General features: G+C 68.6%; 19 protein-coding genes. 7 read left to right on the plus strand and 12 right to left on the minus strand.

Translation table 11 applies throughout. From position 1 onward, the window contains the following. The 4 genes from POL67_RS39900 to POL67_RS39915 all read right to left on the minus strand — a co-directional run bounded on the left by POL67_RS39900 (nucleotide 1) and on the right by POL67_RS39915 (nucleotide 6,308). Nucleotides 1-3,048: a TAT-variant-translocated molybdopterin oxidoreductase gene (locus POL67_RS39900; RefSeq protein WP_271926070.1), complete on the minus strand. Its 3,048-nt coding sequence runs from the start codon at nucleotides 3,046-3,048 to the stop codon at nucleotides 1-3. Between the two features lie 10 nt (nucleotides 3,049-3,058). After that, the gene (locus POL67_RS39905; RefSeq protein ID WP_271926072.1) at nucleotides 3,059-3,706 is read right to left on the minus strand and encodes a cytochrome c3 family protein; all 648 of its coding nucleotides are present in this window, start codon (nucleotides 3,704-3,706) and stop codon (nucleotides 3,059-3,061) included. A gap of 207 nt (nucleotides 3,707-3,913) precedes the next feature. Beyond that, entirely contained in the window at nucleotides 3,914-5,347 is a 1,434-nt protein-coding gene (gene gnd / locus POL67_RS39910; protein ID WP_271926074.1) for an NADP-dependent phosphogluconate dehydrogenase, read from the minus strand. Nucleotides 5,348-5,450: 103 nt separating this feature from the next. Further along, on the minus strand, nucleotides 5,451-6,308 hold the full coding sequence (locus POL67_RS39915) for a hypothetical protein (protein WP_271926075.1): 858 nt from the start codon (nucleotides 6,306-6,308) through the stop codon (nucleotides 5,451-5,453). A gap of 118 nt (nucleotides 6,309-6,426) precedes the next feature. Between POL67_RS39915 and POL67_RS39920 the strand changes: the two genes are divergently transcribed. Continuing rightward, nucleotides 6,427-7,134 carry a hypothetical protein gene (locus POL67_RS39920; RefSeq protein WP_271926076.1) on the plus strand — a complete coding sequence of 236 codons (708 nt, stop codon included), beginning with the start codon at nucleotides 6,427-6,429 and terminating at the stop codon, nucleotides 7,132-7,134. A gap of 12 nt (nucleotides 7,135-7,146) precedes the next feature. Here POL67_RS39920 and POL67_RS39925 read toward each other — a convergent pair whose 3' ends face one another. From POL67_RS39925 to POL67_RS39935, 3 genes are all read right to left on the minus strand, one after another. Continuing rightward, a complete protein-coding gene (locus POL67_RS39925; protein ID WP_271926077.1) occupies nucleotides 7,147-7,797 on the minus strand; it encodes a hypothetical protein in 651 nt (216 codons plus the stop codon). Next, nucleotides 7,794-9,062, minus strand: a complete 1,269-nt coding sequence (locus tag POL67_RS39930; RefSeq protein ID WP_271926078.1) for a hypothetical protein — start codon at nucleotides 9,060-9,062, stop codon at nucleotides 7,794-7,796. The genes POL67_RS39925 and POL67_RS39930 overlap by 4 nt, the downstream gene beginning before the upstream one ends. Before the next feature lie 151 nt (nucleotides 9,063-9,213). Continuing rightward, on the minus strand, nucleotides 9,214-9,636 hold the full coding sequence (locus POL67_RS39935) for a SpoIIAA family protein (RefSeq protein ID WP_271926079.1): 423 nt from the start codon (nucleotides 9,634-9,636) through the stop codon (nucleotides 9,214-9,216). Nucleotides 9,637-9,923: 287 nt separating this feature from the next. Between POL67_RS39935 and POL67_RS39940 the strand changes: the two genes are divergently transcribed. The 3 genes from POL67_RS39940 (at nucleotide 9,924) to POL67_RS39950 (ending at nucleotide 11,777) form a co-directional block, all read left to right on the plus strand. Next, complete coding sequence (locus POL67_RS39940) at nucleotides 9,924-10,268, plus strand: helix-turn-helix domain-containing protein (protein ID WP_136929186.1); 345 nt, start codon at nucleotides 9,924-9,926, stop codon at nucleotides 10,266-10,268. Nucleotides 10,269-10,506: 238 nt separating this feature from the next. Next, nucleotides 10,507-10,848 carry a helix-turn-helix domain-containing protein gene (locus POL67_RS39945; protein WP_271926080.1) on the plus strand — a complete coding sequence of 114 codons (342 nt, stop codon included), beginning with the start codon at nucleotides 10,507-10,509 and terminating at the stop codon, nucleotides 10,846-10,848. A gap of 14 nt (nucleotides 10,849-10,862) precedes the next feature. Next, a complete protein-coding gene (locus POL67_RS39950) occupies nucleotides 10,863-11,777 on the plus strand; it encodes a phosphoinositide-specific phospholipase C-related protein (RefSeq protein ID WP_271926081.1) in 915 nt (304 codons plus the stop codon). Nucleotides 11,778-11,823: 46 nt separating this feature from the next. Here the strand turns inward: POL67_RS39950 and POL67_RS39955 are convergent, their stop codons facing one another. From POL67_RS39955 to POL67_RS39965, 3 genes are all read right to left on the minus strand, one after another. Continuing rightward, entirely contained in the window at nucleotides 11,824-13,083 is a 1,260-nt protein-coding gene (locus tag POL67_RS39955; protein WP_271926084.1) for an MFS transporter, read from the minus strand. 211 nt (nucleotides 13,084-13,294) lie between these two features. Then, complete coding sequence (locus POL67_RS39960; protein WP_271926086.1) at nucleotides 13,295-13,924, minus strand: DsbA family oxidoreductase; 630 nt, start codon at nucleotides 13,922-13,924, stop codon at nucleotides 13,295-13,297. Then, nucleotides 13,917-15,872, minus strand: coding sequence for a L,D-transpeptidase (locus POL67_RS39965; RefSeq protein WP_271926088.1), 1,956 nt, complete (start codon nucleotides 15,870-15,872; stop codon nucleotides 13,917-13,919). Before POL67_RS39965 ends, POL67_RS39960 begins: the two co-directional genes overlap by 8 nt. A 126-nt stretch (nucleotides 15,873-15,998) precedes the next feature. On the opposite strand from POL67_RS39965, the gene POL67_RS39970 reads away from it, so the two are divergent. Next, nucleotides 15,999-16,571, plus strand: coding sequence for a hypothetical protein (locus POL67_RS39970; RefSeq protein ID WP_271926089.1), 573 nt, complete (start codon nucleotides 15,999-16,001; stop codon nucleotides 16,569-16,571). Nucleotides 16,572-16,578: 7 nt separating this feature from the next. On the opposite strand, the gene POL67_RS39975 is transcribed toward POL67_RS39970, so the two are convergent. Together POL67_RS39975 and POL67_RS39980 are read right to left on the minus strand one after the other, a co-directional pair. Beyond that, nucleotides 16,579-17,919: a DUF1552 domain-containing protein gene (locus tag POL67_RS39975; RefSeq protein WP_271926091.1), complete on the minus strand. Its 1,341-nt coding sequence runs from the start codon at nucleotides 17,917-17,919 to the stop codon at nucleotides 16,579-16,581. Continuing rightward, nucleotides 17,916-19,589, minus strand: a complete 1,674-nt coding sequence (locus POL67_RS39980; RefSeq protein WP_271926093.1) for a DUF1592 domain-containing protein — start codon at nucleotides 19,587-19,589, stop codon at nucleotides 17,916-17,918. Before POL67_RS39980 ends, POL67_RS39975 begins: the two co-directional genes overlap by 4 nt. Before the next feature lie 132 nt (nucleotides 19,590-19,721). On the opposite strand from POL67_RS39980, the gene POL67_RS39985 reads away from it, so the two are divergent. Continuing rightward, the gene (locus tag POL67_RS39985) at nucleotides 19,722-20,549 is read left to right on the plus strand and encodes a hypothetical protein (protein WP_271926095.1); all 828 of its coding nucleotides are present in this window, start codon (nucleotides 19,722-19,724) and stop codon (nucleotides 20,547-20,549) included. After that, nucleotides 20,539-21,000, plus strand: a complete 462-nt coding sequence (locus POL67_RS39990; RefSeq protein WP_271926097.1) for a hypothetical protein — start codon at nucleotides 20,539-20,541, stop codon at nucleotides 20,998-21,000. Before POL67_RS39985 ends, POL67_RS39990 begins: the two co-directional genes overlap by 11 nt. The last annotated feature ends 65 nt before the right edge of the window (nucleotides 21,001-21,065 follow it).

The following is a 21,065-nucleotide window of genomic DNA, read 5'->3' on the forward strand; positions in this document are numbered from 1 at the left end:
TCAACCCACCTCCGGGTTGGGGTTCTTGATCAGCGCGAGGTATCGAATGCGAGGATTCGTGCCGAGTTCATGCAAGACGGCGAAGCTGCGCGGCTCTTCGCGCCAGCGGACCATGTCGGTCTCCTTGTGCGCGAGCGAGCCGAACCGAATGGCGCGCGTCGGGCACGCGGCTTCGCACGCCGTCGTGACTTCCCCCGGGCGAATGGCGCGGCGCTCGATGCTGGCGTCGATCTCGGCGCGCCGGATGCGCTGGACGCAGAATGTGCACTTCTCCATCACGCCGCGCTCGCGGACGGTGACGTCGGGGTTTTTCTGGAGCGTGCGGATGTCGGCGTTGTAGCCGGGCTTCTCCTCGATCCAGTCGAACCAGTTGAACCGCCGCACCTTGTAGGGGCAGTTGTTCGAGCAGAACCGCGTGCCGATGCAGCGGTTGTAGACCATCTCGTTGAGGCCGTCGGGGCTGTGGACGGTGGCGTTCACCGGACAGACGTACTCGCAGGGCGCCTTTTCGCAGTGCTGGCAGAGCATCGGCTGGTGGACGACCTCCGGCGTGACGACCTCGCCCGTGTGATAGGTGTCGATCCGGAGCCAATGCATTTCGCGGCCGCGGAGGACGCCCTCCCTGCCCACGACGGGGATGTTGTTCTCGGCCTGGCAGGCGACGACACACGCGCTGCAGCCCGTGCAGATCGACATGTCGATGCTCATCGCCCACTGCTCGCCCTTGAAATCTTCCGGGGGCAAAATCGAGAGCACGGGGCCCTTCTGCCCGCGGGTGAACCCGGGGTTGTCACGGTAGGCTTCGAGCGTCGTGGAGAGGGCGATCGGCCGGCCGTGGAGCTCCCAGTGGATCTGCGTCTGCGCGAGGACGTGTTTCTCGCCCGTGGGCCGGACGGACGCGCCGTCGAGGAACGAGCGGCCCTGGCGGTGCAGGGGCTGGACGTTTTTCCCGACTCCCTCGGCGACGGGCAACCCCGCGCCGCGGCCATACCCGAGCCGCAAGGAAATGGCCCGATCGGCGTGGCCCGCCATCACGAACACCGGCAAGACGACGGTCGTGACCGGCGGAGGGCTCGTCGTGAACACCTGCACCGTCGGATCGAACCCGGGCAACGTGATTTCGACGAGGTCGTCGTTCACGACGCCGAGTTCGCTCGCCGTGCGGATGCTCATGAACGCGGCGTTGTCCCAGGTGATCTTCGTCGTGGGATCGGGCAATTCCTGGAGCCACGGGTTGTTCGCGAACCGGCCGTCGTGCACTTTGGGGTCGGTGTAAAACCCGAGTTCGTAACGATCGGGCGCGAGCGCGGGCACAGCGGCGACGGTCGCGAGGGCGGCGGTGATTCCGGGCGGCGTGATTTCGGCCTGGACCCGCGGGGCCTCGGAGCCGGGCAAAAAGCCGCGGCGCAAGGTCGCCTCCCACCGCGCCTCGAAATCAGCCTCGCCGAGCATCGTCCGCCATTGGTCACGCACGAGGGCGTGCGCGCTCGGGTAGATGTCCCCGAGCATGGCCGCGAGGATCTCGGACGCCGTGCGCCCGCCGAAGAGCGGGCGGATGAGGGGCTGGACGACGGAGGTGGTGCCGTCCCCCGCGCGGCCGTCGCCCCACGCTTCGAGGTAATGTGCCTCGGGGACGAACCAGGTCGTCCGCGCGCCGGTCTCGTCCGTATGAAGGCCGAGGTAAAAGCTCTGCCGGACACGGCCGAGCGCCGCGGCGAAATCGAGATCCCCCGGCGCGGTGTACACGGGGTTGCTCCCCAGGATGACGAGCGTGTCGACGGCGCCGGCGCGCATTTCGGCGACGAGGGCGGCGAGGTCCTGCCCGGCCGTGCCAGGATTCCAGAGAATGGGATCGGTCATCGAGACCGTGGAGCCGGAGGCGCCGAGGACGGAGTTCACGAGCGCGCCCAGGGCGTGGACGGGCGCGGGTTGCCGCTCGCCGACGACGACGAGGCCGCTGCGGCCCGCGCGGACGAGGTCCCTCGCAATCGCGCCGACGAGCGCGCGCTCCTCGCGGCCGAGGAAGGGGCGGAGCGCCGTGACGATATCAGGCGAGACGGTCGAGGGCGGCCTGCCGCCAAGGAGGATCTCGGCCGCGAGGGCCGCGGCGAACGTGCCGATCTCGCTCGATCGCCGGCGGAGCTTGTGATCCGCGACGGTGCCCGTGCAGCTCGGCATGCTCTCGACGACGTAGAGCCGGTTCATCGTGGGCTCGGGCCATCCCGGGCGGCGGCGCTCGGAGAAATGGCGCGAGTGCCGCAAATGCATGCCCTGCCCGTCGAGGAAGTCCGAATCGAGCGAGACGATGACCGAGGCGTTCCGGAGGTCGAGCTGCGGGACGAGCGGGCGGCCGAAAGCGAGCGCGGCCCCTTGCGCCGCAGCGCCCGTCTCGGTCGCCGCATGCACGGTGATGCGCGCGTCCGGATACGCGGAAAGGAGACGGCCGAGCAGGCTCTCGAGGAGCGGAGACGCCGTGGGCTCGATCAGAATGCGGAGCCCGGCCCCGCGATCGGCGCGCGGACGTGCGAGCTCCGTCGCGAGCGCATCCCACGATTGCAGCGCGCCGGCGCGCGTGATGGCCCGCGCGCGGTAGGGATCGTAAAGGCCGAGGAGGGACGCCTGCTCCAGGACGCCCGCGGCGCCGAGGCTGGCCGGATGCTCGGGGTTGCCCTCGATCTTGATGGGCCGCCCTTCGCGGCTCGCGACGAGCAGGCCCGTCGCGAGTCCGTCGAGGGTCATGCTCGTCGCGTAATACTTGGACAGACCCGGCGTGACCTCGGGCGGACGGACCGTGTACGGTAGGATCTTCTCGACGGGATCCTTGACGCACCCCGTGACGCCCGCGAGCGCCATGCTGGCGCCGAGCAGCTTCAGGAAGCTCCTGCGCGAGGGTTCGTCCGGGCGCTCATCCGCTCCCTCGGGAAACTCCCTTTGCCTGTCCTCCGAAGGCGTCCCCTCGGCGACGAGCTCGGCGAGGCTGCGCCAGTAGTCGCGGCCCGTCTTGCCAGCGAGGATCCTCTCCCAGAGCGCGCGTACGTCGTTGCTCAAAGGTGCTCTCCTATCGATGGCAGGCGGTGCAAGTGGTGACGCTTCGAACGCCGTATTCGCGGATCAGGTAGGGCCCGAGGGAGCTTTGATCCGCGGCCTTCCAGGTCATGTCGGTCACGCGGTCGAGCGGCCGGACGTGCTTCTCCGGCTGCCTGTGGCAATCGAGGCACCACTTCATGCTGAGATCGGCGACCTGGAAGACGCGGCCCATCTCGTCGACGCGCCCGTGGCAACTGACGCACCCGACGCCCTTGTTGACGTGAATCGCGTGATTGAAGTAGACGAAATCGGGGACGTCGTGGACGCGATTCCACGGGATGGGCAAACCCGAGAAATAGCTCCGCCGGACGGGCTCGAGCATGGGGCTCTTGTTCCAGATCTGGTTGTGACAACCCATGCAGAGGTCGGTCGAGGGAATGCCAGCCGTGGCGGATACGGTCGCCTCCCTGTGGCAGTAGAGGCAATCGATACCGTCGTCCTGTACGTGGTGCCGGTGATCGAACTCGACCGGCTGGTCGACCTGATCGAGCTGCTTTCGCCAGTTCGGCGTGCGCACCCAGATCATGGGCACGGCGAGGAGCGCGCCGGCGCCGCCCACGATGCCGATGAGCGCGATCCGGAAGGCCGTATTGGTCCAGGGACGAAAGAGAGCCGCCATCCTCGTGCCTTCTCGGACGTCCGCACGGCGAGCGCGCCGCGGGCGCATCCAGCAGCATTCGATGGGAATCGAGGGGGCGCCGTTGCTGCCTTCCGGGGCGAACGAGCGGCCGCTATGGGGAGCGAGCAGGCAGGCGGGCGAGCGGGGAGGAGCGAAAGCGAGCGGCGGGACGAACGGACGGGCGCGGGGAAAACCCCGATTGCCTTCTCAGCCGACGAGCGAGGGCCAGTCGGTGTGCACGGCGCCGAGCTCGGGCTTGTCGATGCGCTCGTAGGTATGGGCGCCGAAATAATCGCGCTGGGCCTGGGTCAGGTTCTGCGGGAGGCCCGCCGAGCGATAGCTGTCGTAATAGGCGAGGCTCGACGAGAACGCGAGGCAAGGGATACCGAGGCCCTGCGCGAACGCGACGGCCTTGCGGAAGCCGGGCTGCGATTTCGCCATCGCGTCGCGGAAGCGATCGTCGAGGAGCAGGTTCGGCAGGTCGGGGCGCTTCGCGTACGCCTCGCGAATGCCGTCGAGGAACTGGGCCCGGATGATGCAACCGCCCTTCCAGATGCGCGCGATCTCGCCGAGCGGCAGGTCCCAGTGGGAGGTGTCCGAGGCGGCGCGGAGGAGGGCCATTCCCTGCGCGTAGGAGCAAATCTTCGCGGCATAAAGTGCGTCGTGCACGGCCGCGACGAGCTCGTTTTCGTCCCCCTGGAAGGCGCCGGGCCGGGGGCCTTCGAGGACCTTTGCGGCCTCGACGCGCTCATTCTTCCGGCCCGAAAGGAGGCGCGCCATGATGGCGGCGTCGATCGTGGGAATGGCGACGCCGAGGTCGAGCGCGACCTTGGAGGTCCAGAGGCCCGTGCCCTTCTGGCCCGCCTTGTCGAGGATGAGGTCGACGAGCGGCGCGCCCGTCTCGGGGTCCTTGGCGCGGAAGATCTTGGCCGTGATCTCGATGAGGAACGAGGAGAGGACGCCCTCGTTCCAGCGGGCGAAGACCTCGGCGATGCGATCGGCGGAGAAGCCGAGGCCGCGGTGGAGGATGTCGTAGGCCTCGGCGATGAGCTGCATGTCGCCGTATTCGATGCCGTTGTGGACCATCTTGACGAAATGGCCCGACCCGCCGGGGCCGATGTACGTGACGCACGGGCCGTCGTCGACCTTCGCCGCAATGGCCTCCCAGATCGGGCGAATCTCCTCGTAGGCCGCGCGCTCGCCGCCGGGCATGAGCGAGGGGCCCCATAACGCGCCCTCCTCGCCGCCGGAGACGCCGGAGCCGAGGAAACGAATGCCCGTCGCGCCGAGCTCGCGCTGGCGGCGCTCGGTGTCCTCGTACCACGAATTGCCGCCGTCGATGATGATGTCGCCGGGTTCGAGGTACGGACGGATTTGCTCGACGGTCCAATCGACCGGCGAGCCCGCTTTCACGAGGAGGATGATCTTGCGCGGACGTTCGAGGGCACGCGCGAGCTCGGCCGGGTTGTGTGCCCCGACGAAACGGAGGCCCTTCGCGCGCGTCGCGAGCAGGTGGTCCACCTTGTGGGGTTCGCGGTTGTAGACGGCGATGGGAAAACCATGCCGCTCGATGTTGAGGGCGAGGTTTTCTCCCATCACCCCGAGGCCGACGAGGCCGATCTTCGCTTGCGCCGCTTCCATGTCCTCCTCCGATTCCGGGTTCCTCCCGGACGGCGCTACTCTAGCAGGTCGCCCGGGAGGTGTCTCCGGTGGAGGACGGCTCCGCGACGAGGGCGAGGGGCGTCTACATGCCGTCGCAGATCGGCGCGGGCGTGGTGCAGGTGCTCGTCGCCATGTCGCAGTTGTTGCTCTCGCACTCCTCGAAGGACGTGCAGGGCTGGCCGTCGGCGATCTTGGCCGTGCACATGTTGGTCATGCTGTCGCAATACGAGTCCGTGCACTCACTGAAGCCAGTGCACGCCTCGCCGAGCGCCTTCTGCGCGGCACACATGCTCGCCTGGAAATCGCAATACTCCGTGGTGCAGTCCTCATCGAACTCGCACGCAGCCCCGGCCGCGCCGCGCGGCTGGCATTTGCCGAGCTCCGTATCGGTATCGCCGATGCACACGGAGTCGTCGCCCGCGCACTCGTCGTCGCCACCGCAATCGCCGCCGTCGGCCACCTTGCCGAGGAAGACGCTCTGGCATTCGGGGTCCGACTCGAAAAGATCGCCTTTGATCGCGGTGCAGGATCCATCGAGCTTGGCGAGACAGCTCGCCGCGAGATGTTGGTCGTATTCCATGCGGCCCGCCCCGACGGCCTTCTTCAGACGCGGGAGCACGAGCATGTCATACATGCCCTTGAAGACCTGCGCGCACTCGGCCTCGTTCTGGGGCTTGGGGGTAATCCCATCGAGCGCCTTGTCCTGTTCGGCCATCGTGCAACAGGAGTAGACCAGCCCGCAGTACAGCTCGGCGGTCGCGGTGCCGACGTCGTCGATGGGGATGACGACGTCGCCGCCGCCGCCGCCGCCGTTGCCGCCGTTGCCGCCGCCGCCGCCGTCGCCGCCGCCGGTCGTATTGTTCGAGTCGTCGCCGCAGCCGATGAGGGAGCCCGCGCCCGCGAGGCAGAGCGCAATCAAGGAAGTCACGAAATGTTTCATGGGTCGTCTCCTGCCCGGGGTCGCGGACAAGGGCCGGTCCCTCGGGCGACGAGGGGCTAGCACGCAGGAGGCGTGATGGAAAGCCGAAGCACGAACGGAGGCGTGCTAGGCTGCAGCGGTGAACTTCCTGCTGCACAGGCACCTCGCGGAGGCGCAGACGGGCTCACGCGCCGCCGGCGCGGGCGCGATGCTGCCGGACCTCTGGCGAATGGCAGACAGGCGTGTGCGGCCGCGCCACGCCGTCGAGGCCGAGGAGCCGCTCGGCGGGCGGCTCGCGGAGGTGCTCGTGGGGATCCGGCACCACGTGGCGGCCGACCATTGGTTTCACGAGAACCGGGTCTTCGTCGAAGGAGAGAAGCTCGTCGCGACGCGCATGCGGGAGGCGGGCCTCAGCGCGAAACGAATGGGGCTGCTCGCGCACGTCATCTGGGAGATGTGCCTGGACGGCGCGCTCCTCCGGCGCGCGGGATTCGAGATGACACGCGCGGCTCTGGCCGAGGGGTTTTCAGCGATCGACGGCGATTTCGGGCCCGCGGCGACGATGCACCATTTCGGCGCGTTCGAGCGGACCGCGGAGGAGCGCGCCACGTTCGACGCGCGAATGAAGCGGCTCCGCGCGGAGGTCGAGCGGGGGCCGTGGATCGAGGGATATCAATACGGCGAGGGGATCGCGCTCCGTGTCTCCGGGGTGCGGGCGCGGCTCGGGCTCGCGCCGCTCGACGCAACCGATCACGCGCGGCTCGGGCAGGCGCTCGATAGCGTGGCGCGCGAGGCCGACGCGATTCTGGAGGAGATCCTGCGCGCGCCCTCGCTCCTCGATCCTTGACGTCTTCGACGCTCAGCGGCGCTTGCGCTTCGCGCCCGATTTCCGGAAGGGGAAACGAAAGCGCGGCTTTCGATCGATGGCCTCGCCCTCGCGCAGCCACGCGAACGGGTCGGCGAAGCCGGCCATCCAGGGCAAACGCTTGTAGGCGAGGAAGATGAGCTCGCCGCCGCGAATCCCGGCGTCGAGGCGATCCTGCCAGGCGCCGAGGAGGCGCGGGTCGAGGTCGGGGTTCGTGGAGAAAAACGTCCCCTCCTCGATACGCGCGGGAAAACGGAAGCAAACGCCGCCGGAGACGCAGACGGGGTGGAAGAGGGCCGCGGCGACCCGCGAGATGGCCGCGGCGCGCTCGTCCTCGGGGAGCGCGAGGACGTCGAGGCTCGACTGCGCGATGATGACGAGCGCGAACGAGCGGCCCTCGACGATCGAGAGGCGGAGGTCGTCGACCTCGTATTCGTGGCGCAGGAAATCGGGCGCGGCCTTCGTGGCGCGGTGGACCTTGCGCCGGACGGGGCAGGCGGCGTCGTAGGGGCTTTTTCCCTGGGCAAACAGGGTGCGGGCCCAGTGCCTCGATTCGGCGAGGGCCTGGCCGGGCAGGTCGGCGCGGCCGTCGAGATCGTCGAAGCCCTCGGCGTGCGCGGTTTCGATGTCGTCGAGCCATTTCATGCAAATCGCCTCGCAAAACGACGGAGAAAGGAGCGGACGCGGTTGCGCCGGGGCACGGTCTCGGGCGGCGCCTCGCCGCCCCGGTAGCGCCGTACGATCTTCTCGACCCGAAATCCCTCGTCCGGGAGAAACTCCACCCATACGAGGCCCCAGAAGACCTTGAGGATGTCGTGCCTGGAGGAGAGGACGCCGACGCCGCCACAATAATAGCGGGTCACGCCGCCGTGCGAGAATTCGAGGCACGCCTCGTACCGGTTGAGGCCGGGGCTCACGCTGCCGTCGGGCAGGCGGGTATGCGAGGGCGGGTAGGTCTTTCCTTCCGCGACGGGGCCGTCCACGAGCGCGGCGGAGAGGCGCTTGCCGCCAACGACCATGGTCTTCGACAACCCCGCGCGGGGGTTTCTTTCCCAGTCGTCGACGAGGGGCTTTTCGCCGCCGCCCTGGTCCGGATCGGCCCATACGACGAGCATGCGCGCCTCGCCCGGTGCGCCGATCTGCGCGAGCATGCCCCGGACGAGGCGCACGATGGCCTGGCATTCCCCGGAGGCGGCGACGTACTCGACCATCGGCCATGCGCCGCCGACGTCGTTGAAATAACGGGGGTGGTCGTACATGGCGGGTACGTCGGGATTCGGGAGGAGCGCGTAATAGGGGAATCGGCGCAGGAAGCTCTCGACGATCGCATGCGGATCCAAGCTCCTCGCCTGCTTCGCCCATTCCACGGCCTTCGCCACGCGCCGCGGCGTCGCGCCATCCTCCTTGTAGGGCGCCAGGGGCGTGGATCGCGGTGGCCCCAGCGTGATCAGCATGGGCAGGGAGGTGACAGAGGGCGCGACGGACGTGGATTCGGACGTCGACCAGCGTACGTCGAACGAGAGATCGTCGAGCCTGCGCGCGAGCGGAAGGTCGGAGACGAGGGTGATCGACGACGTCCCGGGAGAGATCGGAATGGTTTGTCGAAACGTGAGCCCTCCCGGGCCCTCGCCCTTCAGGGTGAGGGGGCCGGGCGCCGCCGCGGCGGTTTCGAGGGTGAGCTCGAGGTGGACCTTTTCGCCGAGGGTATGGCTCACCGGGACCCGGGACGCGGCCGTCCACTCGGGCTCGGGGCAGGCGCGCTCGGACCAGCGCCAGCCGCTCGGCTCGTCGCAGCCGCGGAGCGTGCCGTGATCGGAATCGACGCGGATCGATTCAATTCGAATGGTGCTTTCCGGCCCCGGCGCGGACGTATCCCCTCCGCGCGGCGGCGCGCCGCTCGGCTCCCCCACGATGGCCTCCCGGGGCGCGAGGCCGAGCCGGAGGAGCCATGATCCTCCGAACCGCTACGCCGCCCTCACGGGAAACCTCCGGTCGAGCCCCCCCGGTCGTCAACTGCCGGGACGTCGGACCGAGCCACGAACGAATGCGGAGATATCGGAATCAGCGGAGGGCCGCGTGCCGCTTCCGCTCCGCTTCGAGGTAGGCGCGGCCTTCCTCCGCGGTATCGAAGAACGCGAGCGGCACGCCGTGCCGCAGGATGGCGTTCGTCGCGCGGTTCAGCATCGTCCCGAGGATGCGTATGGAGAAGGAGGCCCCGACGACGGCGATGCCGCGGATCGCTTTGGCGCCCTTGGCGTCGCGGACGGCCCATACACGCGCTTCGCGGGTGACGGAAAGCGAGTGCGCGCTGTCGAAGAGGCAAAAGACGGCGGGCTCGTCGTGGCTCATCTCGTCGATGCGGTCGTAGAACGCCTTCATGTCGTCGAGGCTGACCTCACCGGTCCAGCGCACGATGAGGATCGCCCCTTCACGTTTGGACGCGTGCGCCCCCATCTTCACGAAGTCGGGATCGATGTTCGCCACGTTGGAACGAGGATACACGCTGGTGCGTGGTCATGGAAGGAGGGGCGAACCCATGACGGACAATGTCCTACCGCTTGCAATTCGCGCGTGACGAGTTCGTCCAATGGATGCAAGATGGACGTGTTCGATGGGTTCGGCGCGGCGCGGAGACATCGCCGGCGCGCCCGATCTCGCGATCGCGTCTTTCGTATCGAGGGCGGACGGACGCCCTCGTGAAACCTTGAGATCCCGGCACAGGAGGGCCGGTCGGGGATCCTTTTTCGGATCGACCCGAGAACCACATCATCATGCCGCGACGAACCGTTCCCGAGCCGTTTGCACTGAAGGTGGGCACCCGTATCCGCGAGCTGCGCAAGGAGCGCGGACTGTCGCTCGGAAAGCTCGCCGACGCCTGTTATCTGTCGAAGGGCCACCTCTCGAGCGTCGAGCACGGGCTCGCCGCCATCACGATCCAGACGATCGAGCGGCTCGCGTTCGGCTTCGGCGTGCCCCCGCTCTACCTGCTCACGTTCGCCGCGGACGACGAGCGCGCGAAGACGGCGGAGCTGCTCCGCGAGATGTCGAACGCCGAGGTGCGCAAGATCCGTCGCCGGATCCAGGAGGAGACCGGCGTCCGCGTCAAGCGGAGCTAGGACAAGATTCGTCCGACCACGCCCCGCGCGTTGCGTCATGGCGCGCCGGGCGCGGTCGGACGAAGTACGTCCGATCGATGACCCTTTTTCTGTTCTCCGTGCGTCCGAGGACGTGCATAGTAGCTGGCCCGTGTGATCCGGCCGATTCTCGCGGGCGGACCATTTCGACGAACTTTGCGACTTGCCGGCGTGTTTCGCCGGTCGGGCCGCCTTTCGTGGCCCGAGAAAGACGAGGACCATGCCCCGACGATCCGTTCCCGATCCGTTTGCGATGCAGGTGGGCGCCCGTATCCGTGAGCTGCGCCTCGAGCGAAACATGTCCCTCGCCGCCCTCGCCGACGCGAGCGCGCTGTCGAAAGGCCACCTCTCGAGCGTCGAGCACGGGCTCGCCGCCATCACGATCCAGACGATCGAGCGCCTGGCGCTCGGCTTCGAGGTGCCGCCGCTTTACATCCTGACGTTCCCGGCCGAGGACGAGCGCGCCCACGTGGCGGAGCTTTTGCGGCAGCTCTCGAACGCCGACGTCAAAAAGATCCGCCGGCAGCTCCAGGTGGATCTCGGCATCAAGAAGGCGCGCTAGCGCGCTTTTCGCACGTGACGATCCCGTGTACGCTCGACGGCGTGCACGGGACACGCTTATCGCTTCACGCTTTGCTTTGGACCGCTTCCTTCGGGCTCCTCGCCTGCGGCTCCGGGGATCCGGCGAATCCGGACCCGGGGCCCGGCAAGCCCCCGCCGCCCTCCGAATGCAACGGCCGCGCAGAACTCTGCGACCGGCCCTTCGACACGATCGCGTTCCCCGCGACGCACAATGCCATGTCCTCGTTCGAGCTCGGCTGGGCCGCGCCGAACCAGAACTTCGGCATGAAACGCCAGCTCGAAGACGGCATCCGCGCGATGCTGATCGATACCCATCGCTGGAACGACGATCTGTATCTCTGCCACTCGATCTGCGAACTCGGTCATACGCTGCTCGTGGACGCGCTCGTCGAGATGCGCGTGTTCCTCGACGCACACCCGCACGAGGTGGTGACGCTGATCATCCAGGACGGGATCACGCCCGAGGAGACGGAGGGCGTGTTCGAAAAGAGCGGGCTCGCAGGTCGCACGTATGCGCACGAGGCCGGCACAGCGTGGCCGACGTTGCGGGAGCTCTTGCTCGAGGGAAAGCAGCTCGTCGTGGGCGCCGAGGGCGAGCGTCCGCCGCCCGCGTGGTATCACCACTTCTGGGACATCGCCTGGGATACGCCGTATTCGTTCGAGAGCGTGGATGATTTCAACTGCGCGCCGAACCGGGGGACACAAGGGAACGATCTGTTCCTCCTGAACCACTGGATCGGCCCGCTCCCGACACCCGAGCGGGGCGAGACGGCGAACGCGTACGAGGTGCTGTCGACGCGGGCGAAACAATGCCAGACGGAGGGCGGGCAGATCCCGAACTTCGTGGCGGTCGATTTTTACGATCTTGGCGCGCTCTTCCAGGTGGTGGACGAGCTGAACGGGTTTTAACGCCGGTACGCCGCGGCGTGCCGCGCGCAGAGCCCGAGGGACTCCCCTACCCCTGCTCCGACGCCGGCGTGTCCTGCTTGTGGAGCACCAGCGCGACGCCGAGCAGCAGCGCGGCCCCGGCGGCCGCGCCGAGGAACGGGGAGATGGGCGCCACGCGGTTGTACATGAAGCCCCACGTGGCGGGCCATATCGTCCGCGCCCAGCTCCCGGTCGATTGCGCGTAGCCGAGCACGGTGCCCCGCTGGTCCTCGCGCGCATACTTCGACGCCAGCGACGAAATGGACGGGTTGTTGATCGCCACCCCCACCCCGATGAGGACGTTCGCGAGGACCATCATCCATGGCTGCGTCGAGAACGCCGCGCAGAGCATCCCCACGAGCATGAGCGCGGCCGCGGTCTCGACGAGCCCGAGCTCGCTGAAGCGGGTCGAGAGGCGCTTGATCAAAAACCCCTGAATCACGACCCCGGACACGCCGAAGATCGCGAACATGTAGCCGACCTGCTCCGCCGTCCACCCAAAACGATCATGCGAGAGGAGCGGGAACGCGACGTTCAGGACCGTCATCGCCATGAACGTCAAGAAATACATCTGGAGCACCGTCGCGACCCGTTTGTCGGCGACGATCTCCGTGAACGACGCCTCCCTCCGGCGCTCGTCCCGCGTGGGGCCACGATAGGCGTCGTGCCCCGCGCGCTCGGGCTCGCGTACGGGCCGCGTCTCCGGCATGAGCACCGCGGCGAGGAGGAGGTCGGCGAGGGCCATCACGGCCGCCGCGATCGGCGGCGCCCAGAGCGCGATCTTGGCCGTCACGCCGCCGATGACCGGGCCCATGATCATCCCGAGCCCGATCCCCGCCCCGAGCCGCCCCATGGCCGCCGCCCGCTCGTGTTTCTCCGTCACGTCCGCGATGGCCGCCTGACACGCGGCCAGGTTGCCCGCCGTCGCACCCGCGATCAGGCGCGACACGAACAGGCACCAGAGCACCTGGAAGTGCACCGCCGCCGCGAAGAGCACCATGCTCGCCGCATTGCCAGCCAGGCTCAGCACGATGACCGATCGACGCCCCATCCGATCGGACAAACGCCCGAGCACGGGCGTCGCCAGCGCCTGCGCGAACGAATAACTGCTGATCAGCAATCCGGTGATGATGCCCGCCCACGCCTCGGACACCATCGGCTTCACATAAAACGGGAGCAGCGGAATCGTGATCCCGAACCCGACGAGGTCGAGGAACACGGTCAGGACGACAACGAACAGAACGCGGTCACGCACCTTCTCGCGTGGTGCCGCTTCGGCGGTGGACATGGCTGTCTCGAGCATCGGGAGGGACGTGAGGGAGCGTCCTACCCATGCCAGAAAGCCGCGCTTCTGTCACGCGAAAATGTCTAATGCCAGCGGACGAGGCACGACGACGACGTCCCCCGGCGCGAGGGCGCCGCGCTGCGCCATGAAATCGACACGTGCGAAGCCCCAGGCCGCCCGCACGCAGGCCTTCCATGCGAAAGGCGAGCCGTGATCAATCGCAGTGGCCAGCGCCGTCCGCGTTGAGCAGACCGGATCGCAGGAACACTTCGACGCGGCCTCGCTCGCCCATCCCGAGCAGGCGAGCCCCGCGCGGAGAGACGATCACGGGAATTCGCCGCTCGAACGGCCCCTGCTCCCATTCTTTTTGCCAGCTCTCCAGGGTCTTTTTATCGGCCTCCCCCACGATGAGCTCGGGCAGACCCGCGACACGGCGGAGCTCGTCGAGCACGCACGAATCGGAGATGTCCCGCGCATGAACCCACAAGGCGCGGTAGAGGAGCGTCTTCAGGGCTTCCGCGCGGGCCGGATCGTGCCGGCGCGCGGCCGCGACGAAGAGCGTCGCCCGCTCGGTATTCGGCCGCGCCGGCGGGATGCTGATGCTGACGGCGGGCTCGCGTTGCCGCACGGAGAGGACCTCGCGCTGGAGCTCCTCGCGCTCGGGCGTCGTGTTCTTCGCGGGGATGGGCAGGTGCGGCATGTGGCGGACGCCGCGCCATTCGACCTTGCGCTCCGCGCCGAGCTCCAGGAGCCGCTCGTTCTGCGCGTGGCAAAAGGGGCAATTGAGATCGCCGTAAAAGAGATAAGGCCCGCCCGACGCGACGCCCTGGGCCGGCTCACTCATGAATGATCACCGTGGTCCCCTCCCCGAAATCCTCCCCCGCGTTCACCGCATGCCAGTTCTCCGGGACGGGCGGGTCGGTCCAGAGGAACACGCGATGCGCGTCCACGGGCGAGAGGTTGACGCAGCCGTGGCTGCGCGGCGTGCCGAAGACGTCATGCCAGTACGCGGTGTGCAATGCGTATCCGCTCTCGAAATACTGGATGTACGGGACGTCGCGGAGCTGGAACGTGCCCTCGCCGCGGCGCCGCGTGACGCCATATTCGCCGTCGCCCCTCGTCGGGATCTTCTCCGCGCCCCCGGCCGCGGGGGCCGGCTTGGCCTTCGCCGCGCCAGGCTTCGGGGCGGCCGGCTTGGCCGCGGGTTTGCCGCCCTTCGGCGCCTTGGGATCGGGCTTTCCGCCCGGCTTTGCGTTCTTGTCACCGGCCTTCGGCGCCGCGGGCTTGCCGCCGCCGTCGGGCGAATGCGAGGCCGCGACGGTCGTGATTTTCGCGCCGCCCACGCTCGATCCCTCGTTCGAGTCCATGGTGGCCGTGATGTGCTTGTTGCGAATCTTGAAGACGCCGCGCACGGTGGCCGTGGTCTTCTTGGGATCGTCGAGGCCGGCTTTGCCCGTGGAGACGAGCGTCGCGTAAATGGGGCGCTTGCCCTCCCACATCACGAAGGTCTGGTTCGTGATGGAGATCTCGATCCATTTCTTGCCCTTCTCGGCGTCCTCCGGGAACGAGGCGGGCGGGACGGCGAGGCCGACGTCGAGCTGGCTGAGCCAGCGCTTGTCCTTCGTGCGGTAATACTTGACGCCCTCGACGGTCTTCATCGTGCCGGCGAGCGCGTGGGCACTGCGGAATTCGACGTCGCCTTCGGGCGTGGCCTTGCCCTTGGAGATGCGGTACGCCTTGGCGCCCTGCGTGCGGACGAACGCGAGCGGGAGCGAGAACTCATCCGTGAGCTCCAGCCCGTGCCACGGCGAGCCGAGGTCGGGCTTGATCTTGGTATTCGGCGCGAGGCGTAGATCCGTGGTGACCGCGAAGCGGCGATTGAGGTTGTCCTCGCCCGTGGGGAACGAGCCGATGAGCGAGAGGCCCGTGTGGCGGCGCGCGCGGTCGGCGAAGACCGCGAAATCCGGGACCTTGAAATCGCTGATGTTGGGGACGAGGCGTTTGCCGCCTTCGAGCCAGAAAGGAATGGGATCCGCGTCGGTCTCACCGCCGAGGAGCTGGCCGAGCGCGAGCTCCTGCGAGTTCTTCCCGAGGCCCATCTCGCCGAGATGCTTGCCAGGGACGGGCACGCCGCGATCGTCGATCGGCACGTCGGGCGCGCCGAGGACGACCTGGTTCACCGTGGCCTCGTTCTGCTTGTACCAGTCGAGGTGCTCCTGGAGCTTGAACTCGGAGTCGAACTGCTGCTTGGCCGTGGGGACCTTGACGTAGAGCGGGAGCACGGCGCGGACGAATGCATATCGATACGGCAGCGCCGCCTTGAGGTCCGGGCGCTTGGCCGCCGCTTTGAGGATGGGGCTTTCGAGGTCGGTCGTCGCGTCGTCCCCGGCGCAGACGAAGCCCTTGGGGTAAATCTCGTACCAGCCCCCCGGACAACCGGCCTTTCCGACAGGCTCGTCCGAGCGGGCGACCTTGGCGCCGACGCGCAGGTAGCCGAGCTTCTTCGCGGTGTCGCGCGGCTCGGCGTAGACGGTCGTGACGAACGCCGTGATGCCGAGGAGCGGTTTGTCCGGCGGCGGCGGGGGATCGGGGTGGGAGTTCTCGCCCTGCACCACGGGGGGCGGGGCGGCCGCGTCGTCGGGGACGCCGCCGTCCGCCTGCGCGGCCGCGCCAGGGCGCTTGCAGCCGAGGGCGGCGAGGGCCGCGAGGCCGGCGAGGGCAAAGGCCACGAACCGCGCGCGACCCGAGCCCACGGAGCGCAGGGGTGCGGAGGGGCGGGCGCGCGGGAGCATGGGGGATGGATGCCAAAAGATGCGGCCGGATGCAAAGGGAAGGTGCGGGGAGGACGGAGAACGGTCGGCGCGGGGTCGGATGCGACGTACTTCCGTGCGCCGCCGCGCCGTGCGAGGCTGCGCGCCGTGATCCAGGTGAGCGTGCCGTGCCCATGTGGAGCCGACATCGCGTTTCGGGACGCGGCGTGCCCCGCCTGCAAGACGCCCGTGTCGCGTGCGCTGCGCGACGACCTCGAAGCGCGGCTGGAGCACGCGCACACGGAGTACGGCGAGGCGAAGCAGAGCGTGCGCCGGGCGGCGACGGCGATGATCGTCCTCGGAGCGCTCTACGTCGTGTTCGCGCTGCTCATCTATTACCTGCTCGTGAGCGACCCCGGATTGGCGCCGGTCGATTCGCTGGGGGACGCGGCCCCGCTGCTGACGAACGGGCTCCTCGGCCTGCTGCTCATCGCCTGCGCTGTCGGGTCCCGGCGATCACCGATCGCGGCGTTCGCGGTGGCGCTCGCGCTCTGGCTCGTCACGCAGACCCTCGTCTACGTGGCGCTGCCGGCCCAGTTTTTCCTGGAGTTCCTGTCCGCCAGGGGGATCGCAGGGCTCTTCGCGAAGGTGATCGTGGTGGTCATGCTCGTCCGCGGGCTCCTCGCGGCGCGGCGCGTGGACGAGATTCGAAGGGACGTGGAGCGCGGCGCGGCCGCGTGAAGAATGGCTACACGAGCAGGCCCGAAAGCGGCCCATTGCAATAGAGCGGATTGCCGAACGTCGTGACGGGCACGCCCATCGCGTGGGAGATCGCGATCAGAAGATCGTTGTGGTACGCCCCGGCGTACTTGAGGTGTCGGCCGGTGCGCAGCGCGCCGCCCGCGCCGCCGAGGACGAGGAGCGGGACGTCGCGGCGCGCGTGGGTGTTGCCCTGCGCGATGTCGCTGCACCAGAGGATGACGGTGTTGTCGAGCACCGTGCCGTCTCCCTCGGGGACGCTGTCGAGCTTCTGGCAGAGGTAGGCGAGCTGCTGGGCGTGCCAGTGGCCGATGTCGATGAGCGCCTGCTGGCGTTTCGTGTCGGAGTCGCTCGAGTGCGAGAGCGTGTGGTGCGGTTCGTCCTGACCGAGCCACGAGAAGACCTTGCCCGTCTGGACTGTGGTCCACTGGATGCTCGCGACCCGCGTGAGGTCGCAGATGAGCGACATCGCGAGCAGGTCGAGCTGGGTCTTGGCGATCTCCGGGTAGTTGTCGTTCTCGAGGGGCTCGACGGGCGCGCCGAGGACGGGCGGGTTGCAAGAGCCGCCGATGACGCCGGGCGCGTCGAGGCGCTTTTCGATCTCGCGGACCGCTTCGAGGTGCGCGTCCACCTTCATGCGATCACTCGCGCCGAGGCGCGTGGACAGGCGATTGTAGTCGCCGGTCACGGCGTCGAGCACGGTCTTCCTCTGCGCCCGCAGGCGCGCGAGGGCCTCGGGGTCGGTGCCGAGGTCCGAGAAGATACGCGTGTACGCCTGGTACGGGTCGTCCTCGGGCGGGACGGGTTGTCCGGGGCCGCGGTAGGAGATGCGGGCCGAGACGTTGGCGTACTGGACCTGCACGCCGAACTCGAGCGAGGGGAAACGCGTGGTCTGGCCGAGCTTGTCCGCGAGGAACTGATCGAGCGAGATGCCGCCGGCCCAGCCGACCATCTTGCCGGGGTTGCACGCGTACGGAAAGAGCGAGCCCTCCTGGAGCTCGGTGCCCGTGAGCGCGTGGCCGATGCCCTGCTGGTGCGGGTCGCCGGGGCCATGGTAGGCGGACTCGTAGTCGACGCCTTCGAGGACGAGCGTCTTCTTCTTGAAGGGCTCGAGCGGGGCGAGGATGGGCCCGAAGGTGAAGTCGGTCTCGGTGCCCGTGGGGATCCAGGCGGGCCGGACCGTGCCGAGGCCCGTGAAGAAGACGACAAAACGCTTCGGGAAGGCGGTGGCGCGGGCCGAGTCGGCCATGGCCCCGAGGAACGGCAGGCCAACGGCCACGCCGCCGAGGCCGCGAAGGAGCGTGCGACGGCTCAGGGTCCTCTGTTTCATGGTGCCTGCGTCACGACGGCCCGGCGGTACCGGAACGCGTCGGTCTGGGTGAGGGAGACGAGCAGCTCCTTGACGTTGAAGCCGCTCGCCTCGAAGGCCTTCTGGATCTCGCTCATCGAGCAACGGTCGTCCTCGCCTTCGACTCTGCCGTAGGCGAAGCGGAACCACTGCGTGGCGACACACTGGCGCGCCTCCTCGCTCTGCGCGAGGCGCTGGCCGAGCTCGACGACGCCCTCGAAGGGGCCGTCGATGCCGCGGGTGTCGACGAGCTCGCCGGAGTCGTCGATGGGCAAACCCTGGTCGGTGTCGCGGTAGAGGCCGATGCCGTCGTAGTGCTCGAAGCCGAAGCCGACGGGATCCATCTTCACGTGGCAGCCCGCGCAAGCCGGGTTCTCCGAGTGCTCGGCGAAGCGCTCGCGCGTGGTGGCGTCGGGCCGGATGTCGGGCGCGTTGAAGGCGGCGTTGTTCGGCGGCGGGGGGAGAATCTGGCAGAGGAGGCGCTCGCGGACGAACTTGCCGCGATGCACGGGCGAGGTCTGGTTCGGCTTGCCCGTCGCGGCGAGGACACTCGCGTGCGTGAGGATGCCGGAGCTCTTCGTGGAATCGAGCTCCACGCGCTCGAAGCTCTGCGTCGCGGGGCCGCCTTCCACGCCGTAGAACGAGGCGAGCTCGGCGTTCAGCATCGAGTAGTTGGCGGTGAAGACGCTGCCGATGTCGCCCTCCCCCTCGAAGATGACGTCTTCGAGGAAGGCGAGGGTCTCGGCCCGCCAGAGCGGGCGGATGCCCTCGTAGAACTTGGGGTACGTGGAGCTGTCTTTTTTGATGTTGTCGAGGTGGGAGAGGCCGAGCCACTGGGCGTTGAAGTTCGCCACGGCCTCACGCGCCCGCGGATCCTCGAGCATGCGGCGCGCTTCGCTCGCGACCTCGTCCTTCGTGCCGAGGCGCCCCTCTTCCGCGGCGGCGAAGAGGGCCTCGTCCGGCATGGAGCCCCAGAGCATGTACGAGAGGCGCGAGGCGATCTCGTGGGGCGAGAGGGGCACGACGTCGGCCTCGACGGGGTCGGGCATGCCGAACTCGACGCGGTAGAGGAAGTGCGGGGACTGGAGCATCACCTGGAGGACGAGCTCGATCCCGCTGGAAAAACCCTCCTCGCCGCGGCCCCACGAGAAAACGTCCTGGAGGCGCGCGACCTCGTCGTCCGTGAGGGGCCGGCGATACGCGCGGCGGCCGAAGGATTGAATGAAGGTGGTGGCGCACGCCTGCTCGCCGGCCGTCGCGGGATCACAGGGGAGCAGGGCGCCGAGATCCGACACGGCGCGGGCGGCGATCTGCTCGGCCGCGACCATGTACTGCTCGGCGAGGATCTGCGTGACGCCGAGGGCCGTGGCCTGGTTGTCGAAGCCCATGGCCTCTTCTTCGGGCACGAAGCTCGAAGCGGGCTGGGTGTCGTCCCCGAGCAGGTCACGGACGGTGTTGTTGTACTCGAACCGGGTCATGCGCCGGATGGGCGATTTGCCGGGGATCGTGCCGACGCACTGGAAGGCAGGTGCCTCCTCGGTACCTTCACCCGGCGGATCGCCGATGTGACCCGAACAAGCCGCGAGGGACGCCGCCGCACCAAAGGCGAGGGCGCCACCGAGAAGCCAGGGCAAGCGCACAGCGTGAATCATGAGGAAGGAACCACGGGGGCTAGGCCGCGGTCCTCCGAGCGTAAAAGAAGGTCGGCCGGCCGTCGACCTTTTCCTGATGCCGTACGCGTGCTTCGACTCGACGGCGAAGGAGAGATCGCTACCCTGCGGGCCGTGCCCTCCAGGGGAAATCGTCGCGCCGCCGGGATGCTCGTCGCGATCGCGGCCGCCACCGCTTGCGCGGCCGCTTCCGCGGACGAGCCCGCTTCCGCTTCCCCCTCGCCGGTCGGGGGCAACTTGCGCTTCGGCGTGGAGGTCGCGGCGCGCTGGTTCGTGTACTCGGACCCGCTGAAGGTCGCCACGAACCTCCGGCCCTACGACATCGTCGGGGTGCCGATGCTCTCCCTCGGCGGCGAACTCAAGCCCTTGCGGTGGACGGGCGTGCCGGTGCTCGCGGACGTGGGGATCACCGGGGAGTACACGTTCGCGCCGTACCTCACGTCCTCCGTGACCGAGGGGAACGACATCCAGACGAGCTGGGATCGCGGCAACGTGGGCCTCCGGGTGCCGCTCCGGCTCGGGCGCGGCGAGCGCGCGCCGGTGGTCGCGCCGCTCGTGGGGTATGGCTGGCTTGGTTTCTCGTTCCAGGAGACAGGGCCGCTCGCGGCGGAGATCCCGACGGTGAGCTACAGGCTCGTCCGCGTCGGCCTCGACGGGCGGATCCCGCTCGCGACGCGGTTCACGCTGCTGGCGGCGTTCGAGTACCTGGAGCCCCTCGCGGGCGGCGCGCTCTACGAGCGGTTCCGTGATGCGACGATCGGCGGGATCGACGCGGACCTCGGCCTCGCATTCGCCTTCGCGAAGGGGGCGGAGGTCTCGCTCTCGTTCGGGTACACGCGGTTTTTCTCGACGTTCGTGCCTGTGCCGGGCGACGCGTACGTGGCCGGCGGGGCGCTCGATCAATTCGGCGGAGGGAAGCTTGGGATCGACTATGCCCCGTGACCCACGTGCCCTCCGGCGCGCGCTCGCCGCCGCGCTCTTGCCGCTCGCGCTCACGCTGCTCGCCGCGGGTTGCCCGGGGCGCCTCGAAGACCCCGACCGTTTCCTCGACGGCGGCGCCTTCACGTGCCCGGACATCGTGACGGAGTTCTTTCCGAAGAGCTGCGGCGGGTCGATTTGCCATGAGGGCGCCGAGGCGGCGGCGGGTCTCGATTTGCTCGCGCCGGGCGTGGTCTCGCGGCTCGTCGACAAGATGGGGCGTGATTGCCCGGGGATCCTGGTGGACCCGGTGGACCCGGAGTCGAGCCTGCTTTACGAGAAGTTGTTGCCGCTGCCGAGCTGCGGATCGCCAATGCCGATCGGAAAGCCGACGCTGACGCCGGACGAGCTCGCGTGCGTGCGGCAGTGGATTTCAGCGCAGACGCCGACGGGCGGCGACGAAGGCGAACCGTAAGGAATCGACGGGACGTCACGCAACCGTGACAGCGGGCGTCACGCGGGAATGACACCTGTCACGGC

Source organism: Polyangium mundeleinium, assembly GCF_028369105.1.
Lineage (GTDB): Bacteria > Myxococcota_A > Polyangia > Polyangiales > Polyangiaceae > Polyangium > Polyangium mundeleinium.

Excerpts from the sequence above, each read along its gene's own strand:
- POL67_RS39990 (WP_271926097.1), top strand. The coding sequence starts at position 20,539 with ATGCCCCGTGACCCACGTGCCCTCCGGCGCGCGCTCGCCGCCGCGCTC.
- POL67_RS39960 (WP_271926086.1), bottom strand. The coding sequence starts at position 13,924 with ATGAGTGAGCCGGCCCAGGGCGTCGCGTCGGGCGGGCCTTATCTCTTT.
- POL67_RS39975 (WP_271926091.1), bottom strand. The coding sequence starts at position 17,919 with ATGAAACAGAGGACCCTGAGCCGTCGCACGCTCCTTCGCGGCCTCGGC.
- POL67_RS39980 (WP_271926093.1), bottom strand. The coding sequence starts at position 19,589 with ATGATTCACGCTGTGCGCTTGCCCTGGCTTCTCGGTGGCGCCCTCGCC.
- POL67_RS39925 (WP_271926077.1), bottom strand. The coding sequence starts at position 7,797 with ATGAAATGGCTCGACGACATCGAAACCGCGCACGCCGAGGGCTTCGAC.
- POL67_RS39955 (WP_271926084.1), bottom strand. The coding sequence starts at position 13,083 with ATGTCCACCGCCGAAGCGGCACCACGCGAGAAGGTGCGTGACCGCGTT.
- POL67_RS39940 (WP_136929186.1), top strand. The coding sequence starts at position 9,924 with ATGCCGCGACGAACCGTTCCCGAGCCGTTTGCACTGAAGGTGGGCACC.
- POL67_RS39905 (WP_271926072.1), bottom strand. The coding sequence starts at position 3,706 with ATGGCGGCTCTCTTTCGTCCCTGGACCAATACGGCCTTCCGGATCGCG.
- gnd (WP_271926074.1), bottom strand. The coding sequence starts at position 5,347 with ATGGAAGCGGCGCAAGCGAAGATCGGCCTCGTCGGCCTCGGGGTGATG.
- POL67_RS39965 (WP_271926088.1), bottom strand. The coding sequence starts at position 15,872 with ATGCTCCCGCGCGCCCGCCCCTCCGCACCCCTGCGCTCCGTGGGCTCG.
- POL67_RS39915 (WP_271926075.1), bottom strand. The coding sequence starts at position 6,308 with ATGAAACATTTCGTGACTTCCTTGATTGCGCTCTGCCTCGCGGGCGCG.
- POL67_RS39945 (WP_271926080.1), top strand. The coding sequence starts at position 10,507 with ATGCCCCGACGATCCGTTCCCGATCCGTTTGCGATGCAGGTGGGCGCC.